Origin of the sequence: Paraburkholderia bryophila (assembly GCF_003269035.1) — a bacterium.
In the GTDB taxonomy this organism is placed as follows: Bacteria; Pseudomonadota; Gammaproteobacteria; order Burkholderiales; family Burkholderiaceae; genus Paraburkholderia; species Paraburkholderia bryophila.
In genome coordinates this window covers 218,133-232,571 of the sequence record NZ_QLTK01000006.1, presented here as the reverse complement: position 1 = coordinate 232,571, position 14,439 = coordinate 218,133, and the positions used below count along the sequence as shown (strand labels likewise).

The 14,439-nt window shown below is 65.9% G+C and carries 18 protein-coding genes; 5 read left to right on the top strand and 13 right to left on the bottom strand.

Going from position 1 to position 14,439, the window contains the following annotated elements; translation table 11 throughout:
* The first annotated feature begins 88 nt into the window (after window positions 1–88).
* Together BX591_RS13070 and BX591_RS13065 are read left to right on the top strand one after the other, a co-directional pair.
* A complete protein-coding gene (locus BX591_RS13070; RefSeq protein ID WP_111931846.1) occupies window positions 89–421 on the top strand; it encodes a hypothetical protein in 333 nt (110 codons plus the stop codon).
* A gap of 202 nt (window positions 422–623) precedes the next feature.
* Window positions 624–887, top strand: a complete 264-nt coding sequence (locus BX591_RS13065; protein ID WP_035558836.1) for a hypothetical protein — start codon at window positions 624–626, stop codon at window positions 885–887.
* Between the two features lie 24 nt (window positions 888–911).
* Here BX591_RS13065 and BX591_RS13060 read toward each other — a convergent pair whose 3' ends face one another.
* The 6 genes from BX591_RS13060 to BX591_RS13035 all read right to left on the bottom strand — a co-directional run bounded on the left by BX591_RS13060 (window position 912) and on the right by BX591_RS13035 (window position 5,978).
* Complete coding sequence (locus BX591_RS13060) at window positions 912–1,241, bottom strand: hypothetical protein (protein WP_111931844.1); 330 nt, start codon at window positions 1,239–1,241, stop codon at window positions 912–914.
* A gap of 10 nt (window positions 1,242–1,251) precedes the next feature.
* The gene (locus BX591_RS13055; protein ID WP_111931843.1) at window positions 1,252–2,019 is read right to left on the bottom strand and encodes an AraC family transcriptional regulator; all 768 of its coding nucleotides are present in this window, start codon (window positions 2,017–2,019) and stop codon (window positions 1,252–1,254) included.
* A 141-nt stretch (window positions 2,020–2,160) separates the two neighbouring features.
* Entirely contained in the window at window positions 2,161–3,603 is a 1,443-nt protein-coding gene (locus BX591_RS13050) for an FAD-dependent oxidoreductase (RefSeq protein ID WP_111931842.1), read from the bottom strand.
* Window positions 3,600–3,875, bottom strand: a complete 276-nt coding sequence (locus BX591_RS13045) for a (2Fe-2S)-binding protein (RefSeq protein WP_111931840.1) — start codon at window positions 3,873–3,875, stop codon at window positions 3,600–3,602. The genes BX591_RS13050 and BX591_RS13045 overlap by 4 nt, the downstream gene beginning before the upstream one ends.
* A complete protein-coding gene (locus BX591_RS13040; protein WP_111931839.1) occupies window positions 3,868–4,995 on the bottom strand; it encodes an NAD(P)/FAD-dependent oxidoreductase in 1,128 nt (375 codons plus the stop codon). Before BX591_RS13040 ends, BX591_RS13045 begins: the two co-directional genes overlap by 8 nt.
* Window positions 4,992–5,978, bottom strand: coding sequence for a 4-hydroxyproline epimerase (locus BX591_RS13035; protein ID WP_111931837.1), 987 nt, complete (start codon window positions 5,976–5,978; stop codon window positions 4,992–4,994). Before BX591_RS13035 ends, BX591_RS13040 begins: the two co-directional genes overlap by 4 nt.
* Before the next feature lie 216 nt (window positions 5,979–6,194).
* On the opposite strand from BX591_RS13035, the gene BX591_RS13030 reads away from it, so the two are divergent.
* Entirely contained in the window at window positions 6,195–7,100 is a 906-nt protein-coding gene (locus tag BX591_RS13030; protein ID WP_111931836.1) for a dihydrodipicolinate synthase family protein, read from the top strand.
* A gap of 24 nt (window positions 7,101–7,124) precedes the next feature.
* Here the strand turns inward: BX591_RS13030 and BX591_RS13025 are convergent, their stop codons facing one another.
* Window positions 7,125–7,847 carry a response regulator transcription factor gene (locus BX591_RS13025; protein ID WP_111931835.1) on the bottom strand — a complete coding sequence of 241 codons (723 nt, stop codon included), beginning with the start codon at window positions 7,845–7,847 and terminating at the stop codon, window positions 7,125–7,127.
* Window positions 7,848–8,243: 396 nt separating this feature from the next.
* Here BX591_RS13025 and BX591_RS13020 point away from each other — a divergent pair, with 396 nt between their 5' ends.
* Entirely contained in the window at window positions 8,244–9,545 is a 1,302-nt protein-coding gene (locus BX591_RS13020; protein WP_111931834.1) for an MFS transporter, read from the top strand.
* Between the two features lie 216 nt (window positions 9,546–9,761).
* Window positions 9,762–11,246: an MFS transporter gene (locus BX591_RS13015; protein WP_111931833.1), complete on the top strand. Its 1,485-nt coding sequence runs from the start codon at window positions 9,762–9,764 to the stop codon at window positions 11,244–11,246.
* Window positions 11,247–11,391: 145 nt separating this feature from the next.
* Here the strand turns inward: BX591_RS13015 and BX591_RS13010 are convergent, their stop codons facing one another.
* The 6 genes from BX591_RS13010 to BX591_RS12985 form a co-directional block, all read right to left on the bottom strand.
* Entirely contained in the window at window positions 11,392–11,664 is a 273-nt protein-coding gene (locus tag BX591_RS13010; RefSeq protein WP_111931832.1) for a hypothetical protein, read from the bottom strand.
* A 64-nt stretch (window positions 11,665–11,728) separates the two neighbouring features.
* Window positions 11,729–12,160: a DoxX family protein gene (locus tag BX591_RS13005; RefSeq protein WP_111931831.1), complete on the bottom strand. Its 432-nt coding sequence runs from the start codon at window positions 12,158–12,160 to the stop codon at window positions 11,729–11,731.
* Window positions 12,161–12,382: 222 nt separating this feature from the next.
* Complete coding sequence (locus tag BX591_RS13000) at window positions 12,383–12,793, bottom strand: VOC family protein (protein WP_111931830.1); 411 nt, start codon at window positions 12,791–12,793, stop codon at window positions 12,383–12,385.
* A 57-nt stretch (window positions 12,794–12,850) separates the two neighbouring features.
* Window positions 12,851–13,315 carry an RbsD/FucU family protein gene (locus tag BX591_RS12995; RefSeq protein ID WP_111931829.1) on the bottom strand — a complete coding sequence of 155 codons (465 nt, stop codon included), beginning with the start codon at window positions 13,313–13,315 and terminating at the stop codon, window positions 12,851–12,853.
* 47 nt (window positions 13,316–13,362) lie between these two features.
* A complete protein-coding gene (locus BX591_RS36920; protein ID WP_244146995.1) occupies window positions 13,363–13,932 on the bottom strand; it encodes a hypothetical protein in 570 nt (189 codons plus the stop codon).
* A gap of 40 nt (window positions 13,933–13,972) precedes the next feature.
* Entirely contained in the window at window positions 13,973–14,341 is a 369-nt protein-coding gene (locus BX591_RS12985) for a nuclear transport factor 2 family protein (RefSeq protein WP_111931828.1), read from the bottom strand.
* Between the last annotated feature and the right edge of the window lie 98 nt (window positions 14,342–14,439).

Sequence of the window (14,439 nt, the reverse complement as noted above, 5' to 3'; positions counted from 1 at the left end):
CCTTTGAACGCGCGGCCTGTGCCGCGCCATTGCGCCCCGTCTGCGGGCGGCGCCTGTTCCATCGGCCGAATCGAACGCCAGGAGAGATATGAAGAAGTTTGCCGTAGTCCTGTCAGTGCCCGTCCTTCTCAGCGCTTGCGCCTACTTCCAGAAGAACCCGGATGCCGGCGAACCCGTCACCGACACCACCACGCAGCGCTCCGTCAACGACGTGGTCGCCTGCCTGACGCAAGTCGCGACCAATCACAATGCCGCGTTCAAATCCACCTCGATCCCGCAGGGCCAGATGCTCGACTTCGGCGATTCGAACATCATCAAGGTGCGCGCCGACAATGGCGCGACCACTTACCGCTTCTATGCCGGCAAGCGCCATGTGAGCAACCTGTGGATCGAGCAGGCCGGCAAAACTTGCGCGCCGTAAGGTTGGTGCGCGCTTAACGCGCCCTTGGCGCGCAGTTTAGGCGCGTCCGGCGGCGGTAAGAATCGGCAATAGAAACAAGCGCTAACCGGAGTTTGTGCAATCTTCGTGTCACGGTGTTACAGGACAATGGTGTCTTAAGAATCGTTTAAGACTTCGTCCGCATGATCCACCGCAGACGATTACTCCGCACAAGGTGCGCACCATGAACCAGCCAGACCAGAACACGAACGACACCCCCGCGCCGGCCAAGCGTCCTACCATCCTGCGCCGCCTGCTGAGCCATCACGAGCTGGCTACGCTGCTGCTGTTGCTGCACGCGCCGATCGACGCCTCCGCGAAACCCGAGATTCCGCAATTGCACGAAGCCGGCTTGATCGAGACGGTGGCCGGCAACGAAACCGGGGCGGCGCATTTCCGTCTGACCTCGGAAGGCAATGCCGTGCTGCGCGGACTCGGCGTGAAGTAAGGCGCCCTGCCGCGCGAGTCGACCTTACGCCTGCCACACGCCGTAGCCCGCCTCGCGCAGTCCGATCGCCAATTCCACCTCCATGTCCTGTGCGCCGCGATAAGGCATGGGATTGAATATCTCGTACAACTCGGGCACGAGCCGCAACCCGTAATCGCGCACGTAACGATTCGCCTGAATATCGGCCTTGTGACGGTCGAAGCGCAGGTCCGGATCGAGCCCCGTCATACCCACGTACACGCAAGGTTTGTCGAACCGGTAATCCGGATTCGCGCGGCGAAAGCGCGCCTCGTTCCAGACTGTGTCGTCCAACGCGACGACGTAGACGTAATAGTGATGCTTGCGACGGACCATGGGCAGCGGCTCAGGCTCGCGATGTCCCGTGCAGCAGCATCCGGTATTCGGTCGGCGTGATGCCGACGGTCGCCTTGAATTGCCGCGTGAACGCGCTGTGGTCGGTATAGCCGCAGAGCGCGGCGACGTCGGTGACTTTGTCGTGCGAGACCAGCAGCGCCGTGGCCGCGTCCAGCCGGGTTTTCAGCAAGACCTGACGCGGCGTGAGATGAAACACCTTGTGAAAGTAGCGCTCCAGTTGCGCGACCGACATATCCGCCATGGCCGCCAGTTGCTTCAGATTCAGCGGCTGCACGTAATTGTCCTGAATCGACTGCACGACGGCGGCGAGCCGGCTGTAGGCCGGATGGCTGCTTTCGTCCGCTTTGAGGTCGCGCGAAATGCCCGCGAGGCCGACCACCTTGCCCGCCGGGTCGCGCAACGGCTGCTTGCAGGTCAGGCACCAGCCCGGCTGACGACCGGGATACAGGTGCAGTTCGAGTTGATCGATCATCTGATTGCCGACGTTGATGATCGCCTTGTCCTGCGCCGTGTAGATGCGCCCGAAGCGGCGCGGGAACACGTCTTCGGCGGTGCTGCCGAGCAGCGCCGATTTTTCCTTGAAGCCGCACCGCGAGGCTAGCGTGCGGTTGACGAGCGCATAGCGCGCCTCGACGTCCTTGACGAAAAAAACGACGTCCGGCATGGCGTCGAACACCGGCTCGAGCAGCCGGAAATGCGACAGCATGCCGGCCAGCGTGGTGTCGTTCGGTTCGAGCGCGTGAGCCAGCGTGTTCATCGGCGGGTCCGGTGGTCCGTACGGAGGAGGAGGCGTTCGCGCGCGTCATGTTGCGGCCCATGTCGCGGCGAACAGGTGCGGTGGATTATAGAACCGCGCGGCGGCCGACAATATCCGGGGTATGCGCGGGTGGGCGCGTCATTATGATTCGCTTGCCGGTGGCGTTGGGTTCGCGGCCGCCATTAGTGTGTCGATCCGCGCGGGACTGAAGGGCGGGCGCGGCGCGGCGGCCGGCCAGCCGAAGTAGAGGTTCGCCGCGGCGCCGCAGATTCTTCCCTGGCAAGCGCCCATGCCGCAGCGGGTATGCAGTTTCGCGTCGCGCCAGTCGGCGCAGGCGCGCACTTCGCCGACGCTGATGTCTTCGCATCGGCATAGCAGCGTGGCGTCGGCGGGCGGCGTGCGGGCGGCGGCTTGCAAGGCGAAGGCGGTGGCGACGCGGCGGCCGAAGCGGCGCCAACGCGCGCGCTGCGCGTATAGGGCCTTCATTGCGGCGGCGTTGGCAGCGGCGTTGGCGTTGGCGTTGGCGTTGGCGTTGGCGTTGGCGTTGGCAGCGGCGTTGGCAGCGGCGTTGGCAGCGGCGTTGGCACCGGCACCGGCACCGGCGGGATTGTCGGCATCATATTCGCCGCGCTTCCCGGCGCCATTCCCACAGTCGTCACTAACGCACAATCCCGCGATCTCACCCTCCACTATCGCCAGTTCCGCGCCGCCGACGCCAGTACATTCTCCCGCCGCCAGCACGCCATCGACCGAGGTTCGCTGTTCGTCATCGACGACGATCCCGCCCGCATCGTCGATCGCGCAGCCGAGCGCCTGCGCCAGCGTGACATTCGGCACGAGCCCAAAACCACACGCGACACGTTCGCAAGCGAGCGTCACCTCCTGGCGGCCACGGCGGATCGTCACCTGTTCGACGCGGCCGTCGCCGTGCGCCTCGCGGATGACGCTACCGGTCCAGTAATGCAGCCCCACGAACCCACGCGTCATCTCGACGGCCGGGCGCAGTTTCGCGGGCTCCGCCAGCAACGACATTCCGAAACGGGCGACATCGAACGCCGAGGCCTGCTCGACCACCGCAATCACGCGCGCGCCGGCAGCGCGCGCGGTGGCGAGCGCCGCGATCAGCAGCGGGCCGCTGCCGGCAATCACGATCCGTTCGCCGCGCACCGGCATGCCGCCTTTGATCAACGCCTGCAGCGCGCCCGCGCCGCTCACGCCAGGCAAGGTCCAGCCGGCGAACGGCAGAAGCCGTTCGCGCGCGCCGGTCGCCAGGATCAATCGGCGGTAGCTGATCGACACGCCGCCGTGTTCTGCGGATTCAAGCAACAGACCACATGAGCCCAGCGGTGCGACGACCCGCGTCGACGGCCAGTAGCTGACGTGGTCTTGCCCGCTCAGGCGGGTCAGCAGGTTGTCGAGCGGTGCCGGCGGCGGATGCGCTGGACCCTGGCGCCAGATCTGGCCGCCGGCGCGCGGATTGTCGTCGAGCAGCGCGACCGTGGCGCCGTCGCGCGCCGCCGCACAGGCCGCGTTCAGACCGGCGGGTCCAGCACCGACGACAACGACGTCGAAGTGAAGCGTCATGGCAAGCGCTCCCCGTCACACGTCTGCACGATCTGACCTTCGCGGCACAGCGTCTGACACGCGAGCGCGTGCACGCGTCCGTCGATCGTCACGCGGCATTCCTGGCAGACGCCCATGCCGCACAACGGCGCGCGGCGTTGTCCGCTCACCGACCGCCGCGCACCGCCCACACCCGCGATGGCCAGCGCCCCGGCCACGGTCGTACCGGCGTCGACGTCGACCGGCCGGCCGTCGATCGTCAAGCGAATACGCCCCGCGTCGAAACTATTCATGCATCACCTGACGAGCGAAACGAGCCGGCAAATACGCCTCGACGGGAATCGGCGCGGCGCTCGCCATGATCTGCGCCGCGAGCAGCTTCGCGGTGGCAAGTGACGTCGTCACGCCGAGCCCTTCATGTCCTACGGCAAGCCAGACGCCGGGCGCGAAATCGCCGGCCGGTCCGATCAGCGGCAGACCATCCGGCGAGGCCGCGCGGAAACCGGTCCACGCGCGAATGCCGTTGAGCGTCGGCAGCGTCGGCAGATAACGCGCGGCGCGCTGCAGCATCTGCGCGAGCACGGACATCTCGACGGCGGGGTCGGTGGTATCGAACTGGCGCGACGAGCCGATCAGCAATTGTCCAGTGGGCCGCGGTTGCGCATTGAACGCCACGGACGTCCCCGCCGCGTGATGCGCACTCTTGATGTAGCCGAGCTCGAGCAGTTGATGGCGAATCAGATCGGGATAGCGGTCCGTGATCAGCAAATGGCCTTTCTTCGGCTGCAACGGCAGCGACGGCACGAGTTGCCGCGCGCCCAGACCATTCGCCACGATCACACAGGCCGCGCTGATCGATTCGCCGTTGCTCAGCGTGACGCCGTCCGACTCGATTGAACTCACCGCCGCACCGAGTCGCAGACCAATATTTGCCGCGCCGGGCGATTGCGTCAGCAACCATTCGGCGACGGTGGGCGCATACACGATGCTGTCGTGCTCGATCCGCAACCCGCCCGCCAGCGACGCCGCCAGCGCCGGTTCGCACATTCGCAGTGCGGCGGCGTCGAGCAGTTGCGCAGCGACGCCCTGCGCTTCGAACGCCGCCTGCATGACGCGGGCGGCTTGCCACTCTTCGTCGTCGGCCGCGACCCACAGCGTGCCGCAGCGCGCGAACGCGTCACGCGTGCGCAAGCGCGGCGCGAGTTCGAGCCACAAGTCGCGCGCGTAGCGGCTCAGCGCGAATTCCGCCGGCGAGTCGTTCATCACGACGATATGGCCCATGCCGGCCGCCGTCGCACCGCTGCCGATGCCGTGTGCGTCCAGCACCTCGACCCGCATGCCGAGCGCGGCCAGTTCCGCCGCGCATGCCGCGCCGACGATGCCCGCTCCGACGATCAGCGCGTCCGCTCTCATGCCGTGCGAATGCCCCACGCGAACGGATCGCGCTCGTCAAAACACAGCCGCCCTTCCGCCATGATGTGTGCGCGGCCGGTGATGGTCGGAATCACGGCGTCACCGAAACCGTCAGCGTCGCCGTCTCCGTCACCCCCACCCCCGCGCCGATAGCTCGCCTCGAACACGCTGCCGATAATGCTTTCCTGCCGCCATACCGCGCCTTCGGCGAGCTTGCCGTCGGCCGCGAGACAGGCGATTTTCGCGCTGGTGCCGGTGCCGCATGGCGAGCGGTCGTACGCATTGCCCGGGCACAGCACGAAGCTGCGGCTGTCGATGCCGTCACGCGAGCCCGGTCCGAACAGTTCGATGTGGTCGATCAACGCGCCGTCGGCGCCGGTAATGCGCTGCGCGATCAACGCGTCGCGAATCGCGCCGCTGAAAGCAGTCAATTCGCCGATCCGCGACGCCTCCAGCGCCTGACCATGATCGGCCACGAGAAAAAACCAGTTGCCGCCCCAACCGATGTCGCCGGTCAGCGCGCCGTAGCCCGGCACCTCCACCGCGACGGCCTGGCGATAACGGTAGGCCGGCACGTTGCGTACGCCGACGCTGCCGTCCTCGTTGAGCGTCGCCTCGACCACGCCGACCGGCGTCTCGATCCGATGACGCCCCGGCCCGATCCGTCCCAGATGCGCGAGCGACACGATCAGGCCGATCGTCCCGTGTCCGCACATGCCGAGATAGCCGACGTTGTTGAAAAAGATCACGCCGGCCGCGCAGGTGGGGTCGTGCGGCTCGCACAGCAGCGCGCCCACCACCACGTCCGAGCCGCGCGGCTCGGTGACGACGCCGGCGCGCCAGTCGTCGAAGCGGCTGCGCAATACCTCGAGCCGTTGCGCCAGGGAGCCGCCGCCGAGGTCCGGGCCGCCCGTCACCACGAGGCGGGTCGGTTCACCGCCGGTATGCGAGTCGATGATGTCAATGGTTTTCATGACGCCCATGGTAGAAACGACGGACGTTCAAGTCTTGGTGCGCTTGAGCGTGGATTGTGACGATTTCGGCATAGTTCTACCGGTGTGCGAGGGGTGTTCGGCTCGATGCAGGTCCAGCCCGGCGACTATGCCGAAATCGTCATCCGTCACGCGCGATTCACGCAAGACGGCGGGATTTTCCCTGCTTACACTGCGCTTCGACACATCACACTCAGGAGAGCAGTCGTGGCGCATATCTGGGAAGGCGTATTACCTGCGGTCACCACCAAGTTTCACGCGGATTTCAGCATAGACCGGGCATGGACCGGCAAGAATATCGAAGCTCAGATCGACGCGGGCGTGGACGGCATCATCGTGTGCGGGTCGCTGGGTGAAGCGTCCACGTTGTCGCTGGACGAGAAGTTGCAGGTACTCGATATCGCCGTGGAAGCCGCGCGCGGCCGCGTGCCGGTTCTGTTGACGATCGCCGAAAACAGCACGCTCGACGCCTGCCGTCAGGCCGAAGCCGGTAGCCGTCACGGCGCGGCGGGCTATATGGTGCTGCCGGGCCTGCGCTATCTGTCGGACCGCCGCGAGACGCTTAACCACTTCCGTAGCGTCGCCGCCGCGAGCGCGCTGCCGCTGATGATCTACAACAATCCGCTCGCCTACGGCGTCGACATGACACCGGACATGTTCGCCGAGATCGCCGACGAAGCGAAAATCGTCGCGATCAAGGAATCCTGCGGCGACGTGCGGCGCGTGACCGATCTGATCAACGCGGTCGGCGATCGCTTCGCGATTCTGTGCGGGGTCGACAATCTGGCGATGGAAGCGATCCTGATGGGCGCGCACGGCTGGGTGGCGGGTCTCGTCTGCGCGTTTCCGCGCGAGACGGTGGCGATCTACCGATTGCTGAAGGCGGGACGGCTCGAAGAAGCCCGCGCGATTTACCGCTGGTTCGCGCCGCTGCTGGCGCTCGACGTGTCGGCGAAACTCGTGCAGAACATCAAGCTGGCCGAGACGATCGTCGGGTTGGGAACGGAGCCGGTGCGGCCGCCGCGTCTGCCGCTCGTGGGCGAAGAACGCGAGGCGGTGGAAACGTTGATTCGTCGCGCGCTGGAGACGCGGCCAGCGCTGCCGCAGATTTAAGCTGGATTGAAAGTCGGGCGGCGCTCAGGCCGCTTCTTTCTGGGGACCGGCGGCTTCGTCCTGCAGCAGGTGCAGCAGCCGGTAGCCGCTTTTGTACACCGGCTGCAGCCGGAAGCCGTTCGGTTCGTCGATTTCGAGCAGCAGGCGCAAGCGCGAAACGTGACTGTCGATCGTGCGGGTAAATTCGCGAAACTCACGGCCCCAAACCATCGCGAAAATATGGTCGCGCGACATCACGCGGCCAATGTTGGAAAAGAACAGCGCCGCCAGCTGGTATTGCGTGCCGGACAAGGCCACGATCCGTCCGCGCACCAGCACGATCTGGCGCCGCGTGTCGAAGCGGTACGGTCCCGCCTCGAAGCTCGCATCGCTGAATCGGTCAGGATACGTGCGCCGCAGCAGCGCCGCGACGCGTTCGCGAAACTCGGCTGGCCGGACGGGCAACGCGACATAGTCGTCCGCGCCGCCGACGAAAGCGCGCACCATGCTTTCCTCCGACGTATCGCTGGACGCGAACACGATCGGCAAGCGGTCGCCGCCCGCGGCGCGCACCAACCGCAGAATCTCGGCGCCGGCGAGGCGGGTAGCCTGCCAGTCCAGTACCAGCAAATCCACGGTGGAACGCGCGAGCGATTTCGACATGGCAAGGCCGTCGTCATAGGAAACACAGGTGTGGCTGGCGCCGCTCAGGATCTTTTCGATCGACTGACGCATGAGCGGGTCATGCTGAAGGATGGCAATGCGCATGGGATAACTCTCAACGGATAGGTCGGACGCGATTCTCAGAGCCCCACCCATCCGAACCCATAGGAGCAATCCTAATTTACATAGTTATCGGCTCCCTCTGACAGAGGCGACCGGCATTCCTACAGGCTTTTCCGACTGTTCCCGTGGCTTCGTCCTGGCCAGCACTAAAAACGGCCGCACACGGGAACCTTCCCCAATCCAATTAAGCACTTCCAGAAAGCCCCGGCTTTCGTCCTGTAAAATCGCGCCTGGCCCCTGTCGTCATCGCGCTCGCCCTATCCGGACCGGCGCGCCGGTGTCCCGTGCTCTACCCCGCGCTTGCCACACTTCTCGCCCGACGACCGCCGTATTTCCACGCGCTACGTGTGGCTTCCAATTCAAGACAAGAAACAGTTAATGCAAGCGACAAATCTGGGTGGAGCGCAGGCTGTCACCCCACGCCCTCTTGGGCGCAGCGACTACAAGACGCTCGGCCTCGCGGCCCTCGGCGGGGCGCTGGAGTTCTACGACTTCATCATCTTCGTGTTTTTCGCGCCGGCCATCGGCCAGCTGTTTTTCCCGGCCGACATGCCGGACTGGCTGCGCCAGGTGCAAACCTTCGGCATCTTCGCCGCGGGCTATCTGGCACGGCCGCTCGGCGGCATCATCATGGCGCACTTCGGCGACCTGTTCGGCCGTAAGCGCATGTTCACGCTGAGCGTGCTGCTGATGTCGGTGCCGACGCTGATGATGGGTCTGCTGCCGACCTATGCCAGCATCGGCGTGCTCGCGCCGGTTCTGCTGCTGCTGTTCCGCGTGATGCAAGGCGCGGCGGTCGGCGGTGAAGTGCCGGGCGCATGGGTGTTCGTCTCCGAGCACGTGCCGCAGCGGCACATCGGCTATGCATGCGGCACGCTGACGGCCGGTCTCACGGCCGGCATCCTGCTCGGCTCGCTGATCGCGTCGGCAGTGAACCGCCACTTCGCGCCGGCGGAAATCTCGGCCTACGCATGGCGGATTCCGTTTCTGGTCGGCGGCGTGTTCGGCATGTTTTCGGTCTATCTGCGCCGCTGGCTGCATGAAACGCCGGTGTTCGCCGAGCTCAAGCAGCGCAAGGCGATTGCCGCCGAAGTGCCGCTCAAGGCGGTGCTGCGCGACCACGGCCGCGCGGTGATCGTGTCGATGCTGCTCACGTGGATGTTGTCGGCCGCGATCGTCGTGGTGATTCTGATGACGCCGACGCTGCTGCAGAAGCAGTTTCACGTCGCGCCGGCCACCGCGCTGCTGGCGAACTGCGTGGCGACGCTGTGTCTGACGATCGGCTGCGTGCTGGCGGGCTCGATCGCCGGGCGGATCGGCGCAGGCCGCACGATTTTCGTCGGCGGACTCGCGCTGGCGGTGACCTACTACGTGATGTTCCAGCAACTCGCCGCCGATACCTCGGCGCTGGTGCCGCTGTATGCCGCGGCCGGGCTGTTCGTCGGCGTGATCGGCGCGATTCCGTTCGTGATGGTCAAGGCGTTCCCGCCGGTGGTGCGTTTCTCGGGCATTTCGTTTTCGTACAACGTGGCGTATGCGGTGTTCGGCGGCCTCACGCCGATCGCCGTTTCGCTGATGATGAAGTCCAACCCGATGGCCGCGCCGATGTACGTCGCCACGATCTGCGTGCTCGGTGCGTTGACGACACTGTTCATCAAGGACGCGCCGCAGAAGCATTGAGCTGGCGGTTTGCGCCGGCCGGATGAGCCGGCGGTTCGCAACGACGGCGCGCCTTGGGCGCGCCGTGGTCGTTTGAACGGGTGTAGGCGCCGGTGCGCGGGCTCGCATCGGCCTGCCGCGGCCGGCAAGACACCGCGACTTTCCGTAGTGCCGTGACATGCATACTTCACGTAGTCCCGAAACATGACCCGCTGCATCGCGCCTACGATGTAACGCATGAACTCGCCCAACCCCTCCCTCTCGCCCTCCCTCGGCCGGATTCTCGCGACCGTCAGCGTCGGCTTCGTCGTCACCCAGTTGGACGTGACCATCGTCAATATCGCGCTGCCGAAAATCGGCGCGGACCTGCACGCGAACGTGGCAGGCCTGCAGTGGGTGGTCGACGCCTACACGTTGGCCTTCGCCGTGCTGATGCTGTCGGCCGGCGTGCTCGGCGACCGTCTCGGCGCGCGGCGCATGTACGCGGCGGGCATCGTGCTGTTCGCGCTGGCGTCGCTCGCCTGCGGACTGGCGCTCGACGCCGCCATGCTGGTCGGCGCGCGCGCGGTGCAAGGCATTGGCGCCGCGGCCATGCTGCCGAATTCGCTCGCGCTGCTCAACCGCGCGTACGGGCACGACCCGAAGCTGCGTGCCCGCGCGGTCGGACTATGGACCGCCGCCGGCGCGATCTCGATCGCGGCGGGACCGGTGGTCGGCGGGCTGCTGATCGCGGCGTTCGGCTGGCGCAGCATCTTTCTCGTCAATCTGCCGATTTGCGCGGCCGGTCTGCTCGCCACGTTGCTCTGGGTGCCGCGCACCGAACCTGCCCATCGCGATCCGCAACATACTGCTGGAACCCGCACGGCCACGCCGCGCGGTATCGATCCGGGCGGTCAGTGCCTCGCGATCGTCGCGCTGACCGCCTTCGTCGCCGCGGTGATCGAATGGCGGCCGCTGGGGTTGAGCCATCCGCTGGTGGCCGGCGGCTTCGTGCTCGCCTTGGTCGCGGCGGGCGCGTTTGTCGCCGTGGAAGCGCGCGCCGAATCGCCGATGCTGCCGCTATCGCTCTTCGGCAAACGCAGTTTCAGCGTGGCGGTGCTGTTCGGCATCTGCGTGAATCTGACGTACTACGGCATGGTGTTCGTGTTGAGCCTCTATCTGCAGCGCGTACGCGGTTACACGCCGTTGCAGGCGGGGCTGGCCTTCCTGCCGCTGACCGGCGGCTTTCTGATCTCGAACGTGGCGAGCGGCTGGGTCGTGGGACGCTACGGCGTGCGGGTGCCGATGATTGCCGGCGCGATTACCGCGGGACTCGGCTATGGCCTGCTGCATTTCGTCGACGCCGGCACGCCGCTGATCGGCTTGCTGCTGCCGTTCCTGCTGATTCCGTCGGGCATGGGGCTAGCCGTCCCGGCGATGACCACCGCCGTGCTGGCCTCGGCCGAAGCGAAGCGGGCGGGCACGGCCTCCGCGGTGTTGAACACCGCGCGACAAGCCGGCGGCGCCGTGGGCGTAGCGGCCTTCGGCGCGCTGGCAAGCGGCGCTGCCGCCACGCAGATCGTCGCGGGCATGCAGGCCGCGACCGCGATCTCGGTCGGTCTGCTGGCGCTCGGCGGTGTGCTGAGCTGCTTTATTCATCCGCAGCCGCATGCGTCGTCTTCGTCGCCATCGTCGTCTGGCAACGTGGGCGATACGCGGGTTGGCGAATCTCAGCCTCGCTGACAACCGACGCTTTTTATCAACGCAAAAAACAACCCCCGCAATTGCTTAGGCAATGCGGGGGTTGTTGTCGGCGCGATGCAACGCAGTGCCGTGCAGCGCAGCGCGGCCGTCGCGCGAAAAAACTTCTGCCGCCGTTACGATGCTTTTACAGCGACGCCTCCTGTATCGTGCCGGTATCGATCGCGCGCTCGATCAGACCTTCCTTCTGCGCTTTTTCGATCGCGTCGGCGATCAGCTTTTCCGGTTCCTCGATCTCGGCCTTCAGCGCGCCAAGGAATCCGGACGCATCCAGAACGACCAGCGTTTTGGCCGAATCGGCGAGGCTGATGATCACCCGGTGAGGGGTCGGCCCTTCGCCGAGGCTCGCGCACAACTGGGTGACGTTGCCGCCAATGGTTTGCTCGAAACTTTGAATCATTATTTGCTCCCTTGGTTACAGCCAGAATCACAAGCACTCGACACAGCCTACCGCAACCCGCCGATCAACGACCCAGCCCGCCGCGCGGCGCACGCGCGCCGTCGATACTGATGCGGCCCGCGCCGGTCACGAACAGCAGCAGGAAACCGCCGGCAATCCCGATGTTCTTCCAGAAATGAATCACCATGTCGCGTTGCAGCGCGGCGTCGGTGACGTTCCAGAAATCGTGGCCGAGCACCGCCGTCGCGACCGTGTAGACGGCCATGATCAGCGCCAGCGGGCGCACCTTGAAGCCGACGATCAGCAGCAGGCCGCCGAGCGCTTCGACCGCCGTGGCGATCGGCGCGGCGATCTGCACGAAGGGCACGCCCTTCGAATGCAGGTAGCCCACAAAGCCCGCATAGCCCAGCAATTTCATCACACCGCCCCACAGAAACAACACGGCGAGCGCAATACGCGCGATGAGGATAACGCCGGAATCGATGGGACGCGTCATGAGGGACTCCTGTAAATGAATAAGCAGCAGACCTGTCTAACGGGCCGCAGTTCCCCGCTGTGCCACTGAGAATATGTGCATTACCCGTCTTTTCCAAGCTCGGGGCGGGTTGAGCGGCGTCGGGCGACGCCGCGTGACGAGGTAGTCGAACGGTGCCCGAGCGGCGCCCGGCGACGCCGAGATCGTGACGAGCGCCGGCATTCGCCGCTTGGGTCACACCAGTCAGGCGCGCGGATAGCTCGCCACTTCGATCAGATTGCCGTCCGGATCGCGGCAATACACCGAGATCATCTTGCCGCGCGCGCCGTCGCGTTCGACCGGGCCGGCCTCGATCGCCACGCCCTGCGCCAGCCAATGCGCCTTGACTTCGGCGGGGCTTGCGGTGGTGGTGACGAAGCACAGGTCGGCGCTGCCGGGCACCGGCTCGCGCCCGGTGAACCACGCGACGGTATCGGCCGAGGCGGGGCGCAGATTGATCTTCTGATTGCCGTAGGTCATCGCCACCCGCGTGCCGGTGCGCGATTCGAACTCGGTGCGTTGCATGCCGAGCATACGTGCGTACCAGGCGGCGCTGGCCTCGACGTCGGCAACGTTCAGAACGAGGTGGTCGAGCGTGTCGATCGAGAAGCTCATGAGGTTCGTCCTTGCGAGGTGAAGTGAGGCGCGCCGGCAAGCGGCAGCGACCTCTGCTTACGACTGAGGCGCATCCGGCGCCAGCAACACGCCCTTGGTGAATACGAAGCAACCATAGCCGCGCTCTTCGCCTGTGGCGATGACGCAATAGGCCTTGCGCGCGCGCTCGTAAAAAGCGAATCGTTCGATCGACACGAACGGCACCTCGCGACCTTCGGCAGCATTGACCTCGATCTGCGCTTCGCGCTGCACCGCGGGAATGGTTTTCGGCTCGCCCACCACTTCCATCCGCGACGCGGGATGGTCGATGAACGTGTCCAGCGGCATCACCGACAACACCGCGCGAATTGCACGCGGCGCGCTCACGCCGTCGAGGTGGAGCAACTCGCCCAGCACCGACTCGCGCGCCACCGAACTGCCCGGGAAGTTGGCGTCGCAGATCACGAGTTCGTCGCCGTGGCCCATCGAGCGTAGCGCATGCAATATGTCGGCGTTGAGCAGCGGGTCCAGATTCTTCAGCACGGTCTCTCCTTGAGGTCCGATTGGCGGTTTATCGCCGGGTGTGGACGCTAAGTCCGGATAACGCAAAGCGATCGTTGCGGGCGCTTCACCTGCGCACCTGCGTATGGCCAGGCGCCTGACGACGAGCAAGGCCCGACACGGGCGGCGCGGCGCTTCGACTCGCTTTCCGACGAACGATTGTAGCAAGCAACGAGAGCCCGTCCCGCGCCAACCGGCAAGGCGTGCGCTGGATCGTCCCGCATGACGGCGCGCGACTCGTTGCCGGCGTTTGGAACCGGCTGGCTCGCGCGCGCCGTGCAGGTGTCACGCCCGGTGTGCATGGCGTGCGCCGCGTGGGTGACACGCCCGGCGCGTGTGACACGCCCAGCGTGCGTGTCATGCGCGGCAGCTCGGCCGCCGCACTGCCAGCGCAACCAGCCGAGCGCCGCCAGCAACACGAGACCCAAGCCGCCCAGCACCGGCTCGCGCCAGGCGAGCAGCGCGGTAAAAGCGAAGGCGCGCGTATTCGCAAGTAGCGCGAATCCGGCGATGGCACTGCAAAGCGCGTCGACGGCGTCCGACCAACGGGCAAACGCGACAACGGTATCGGCAAGCGTGACGGCGGCGGGCTCATGCATGATTTTCTCCGTGAGGAAGGCCGTGAGGCAAGGTTGTGGGTCAGGCGCCGCCCGGCGCCTCGTCGAGAAAGCCCGTCACGCTCTGCAGACGGCCACGCGAGTCGACCATGCCGAAGTCGGAGCCCTTGACGATCGCATCGCCCGTCGGCGCGATCAGCGCCCACGAAAAACGCAGCCGGTTCGCGAAGCCGTCCACCTCGGTGGTGCGGCAAAACGTGTGATGCGGAAAGCGTTCGTAGACCGCGCGAATCATCGCGTCGATGCCATCGTGGCCCGCGCCGGCCAGCAACGGATCGCGATAGTCGGCGTCGGCGCTCCAGGTCGCCGCGATCAACTCGCGACGGCGGCCGCCATCGGTTTCGTTCCATGCGTCGAAATAACGGTCGATCAGATCGGTATGCGTATTCATCTCAGACTCCTTGGTGAACTCGACTGAGCGCAACGCTCGGCAGACAGGGTGTCGACGGCGGGCTCGGAGTGAAGATTGACGGTTGCGGTGCGGGGAGT

Coding starts and splice junctions, on each gene's coding strand:
- BX591_RS13000 (WP_111931830.1), bottom strand. CDS start 12,793: ATGAGCTTCTCGATCGACACGCTCGACCACCTCGTTCTGAACGTTGCC.
- BX591_RS13010 (WP_111931832.1), bottom strand. CDS start 11,664: ATGATTCAAAGTTTCGAGCAAACCATTGGCGGCAACGTCACCCAGTTG.
- BX591_RS13035 (WP_111931837.1), bottom strand. CDS start 5,978: ATGGGCGTCATGAAAACCATTGACATCATCGACTCGCATACCGGCGGT.
- BX591_RS13050 (WP_111931842.1), bottom strand. CDS start 3,603: ATGACGCTTCACTTCGACGTCGTTGTCGTCGGTGCTGGACCCGCCGGT.
- BX591_RS13070 (WP_111931846.1), top strand. CDS start 89: ATGAAGAAGTTTGCCGTAGTCCTGTCAGTGCCCGTCCTTCTCAGCGCT.
- BX591_RS13025 (WP_111931835.1), bottom strand. CDS start 7,847: ATGCGCATTGCCATCCTTCAGCATGACCCGCTCATGCGTCAGTCGATC.
- BX591_RS13065 (WP_035558836.1), top strand. CDS start 624: ATGAACCAGCCAGACCAGAACACGAACGACACCCCCGCGCCGGCCAAG.
- BX591_RS13060 (WP_111931844.1), bottom strand. CDS start 1,241: ATGGTCCGTCGCAAGCATCACTATTACGTCTACGTCGTCGCGTTGGAC.
- BX591_RS12985 (WP_111931828.1), bottom strand. CDS start 14,341: ATGAATACGCATACCGATCTGATCGACCGTTATTTCGACGCATGGAAC.
- BX591_RS13040 (WP_111931839.1), bottom strand. CDS start 4,995: ATGAGAGCGGACGCGCTGATCGTCGGAGCGGGCATCGTCGGCGCGGCA.
- BX591_RS13045 (WP_111931840.1), bottom strand. CDS start 3,875: ATGAATAGTTTCGACGCGGGGCGTATTCGCTTGACGATCGACGGCCGG.
- BX591_RS13015 (WP_111931833.1), top strand. CDS start 9,762: ATGAACTCGCCCAACCCCTCCCTCTCGCCCTCCCTCGGCCGGATTCTC.
- BX591_RS13020 (WP_111931834.1), top strand. CDS start 8,244: ATGCAAGCGACAAATCTGGGTGGAGCGCAGGCTGTCACCCCACGCCCT.
- BX591_RS13005 (WP_111931831.1), bottom strand. CDS start 12,160: ATGACGCGTCCCATCGATTCCGGCGTTATCCTCATCGCGCGTATTGCG.
- BX591_RS13055 (WP_111931843.1), bottom strand. CDS start 2,019: ATGAACACGCTGGCTCACGCGCTCGAACCGAACGACACCACGCTGGCC.
- BX591_RS36920 (WP_244146995.1), bottom strand. CDS start 13,932: ATGCATGAGCCCGCCGCCGTCACGCTTGCCGATACCGTTGTCGCGTTT.